The organism is Paenibacillus camelliae, assembly GCF_023715345.1.
GTDB lineage: Bacteria > Bacillota > Bacilli > Paenibacillales > Paenibacillaceae > Pristimantibacillus > Pristimantibacillus camelliae.
On the sequence record NZ_JAMBNY010000033.1, the window covers coordinates 1 to 1,451 of the forward strand.

At 48.7% G+C, this 1,451-nt stretch carries 1 protein-coding gene; it reads left to right on the top strand.

The features are described 5' to 3' along the window. Nucleotides 1–1,451, top strand: a 1,451-nt coding sequence (locus M3180_RS22240) for a hypothetical protein (RefSeq protein ID WP_251671618.1), incomplete at both ends; no start/stop codon positions are given.

Consider the following 1,451-nt stretch of genomic DNA (forward strand, 5'->3'; position numbering starts at 1 on the left):
TCAAAGAACTTCACTAAGCTACAGTGCTGGTCAGGAAGCATTGAGCTATATGCTAGACGAGATGCTCGTCACCCAAGGCAATGCTCAATTAATTCTTACTCCGAATGTAGCAGGTGCTGATCTTACAACGGTAACGATTAACGGAGAAGAGCTAGATAACGTAAATGGCAGCTATGTATGGGATTTACCTGAATCGTCATCAGATCTTTACGCGTTGATTGACGTGTACCATCCAAGCTATGGGTCCGCAGAGCTGACGCTTCGCGGCATCGTGTCGTATGAACCGCCACCAAGCTGGGAGGACGAAGCGACACCATTTGCAGTGGAGTATGTTCTATACAGCGGCAGAGAAGCGTTAAGCTACACGATTGAAGAGACGCTAAGCTATCGACTAGATGAGACTATCGTTTCAGTGGGGGATGATCAGCTCGTCTTTGCACCTAGCGTAGCCGATGCTGAAATTACTTCGGTAATGATTAACGATGAAGAGCTAGCGGAAGTGAACGGCAGCTATGTATGGTACCTGCCGGCGATGTCCACAGAATTCGTGGCAACGATTAGGGTTGATCACGTAAACTATGGCCCTGCAGAGCTGACGCTTCGTGGCATCGTGTCGTATGAACCACCGCCAAGCTGGGAGGACGAAGCAGCACCATTCGCACTCGAGTATGTACAGGATGGTCAAAGAACTTCACTAAGCTACAGTGCTGGTCAGGAAGCATTGAGCTATATGCTAGACGAGATGCTCGTCACCCAAGGCAATGCTCAATTAATTCTTACTCCGAATGTAGCAGGTGCTGATCTTACAGCGGTAACGATAAATGGTGTGGACGTACAAAAGGTTAATGGCAGCTATGTATGGGATTTACCTGAATCGTCATCAGATCTTTACGCGTTGATTGACGTGTATCATCCAAGCTATGGGTCCGCAGAGCTGACGCTTCGCGGCATCGTATCGTATGAACCGCCACCAAGCTGGGAGGACGAAGCAGCACCATTTGCAGTGGAGTATGTTCTATATAGCGGCAGAGAAGCGTTAAGCTACACGATTGAAGAGACGCTAAGCTATCGACTAGATGAGACTATAGTTTCAGTTGGGGATGATCAGCTCGTCTTTGCGCCGAGCGTAGCCGATTCTGAAATTACCTCGGTAACGATTAACGATGAAGGGCTAGAGGAAGTGAATGGCAGCTATGTATGGAACCTGCCGACGATGTCCACAGAATTCGTGGCAACGATTAGGGTTAATCACGTAAACTATGGCCCCGCAGAGCTGACGCTTCGCGGCATCGTATCGTATGAACCACCGCCAAGCTGGGAGAATGAAGCAGCACCATTTGCACTCGAGTATGTACAGGATGGTCAAAGAACTTCACTAAGCTACAGTGCTGGTCAGGAAGCATTGAGCTATATGCTAGACGAGATGCTCGTCACCCAAGGCAATGCTCAAT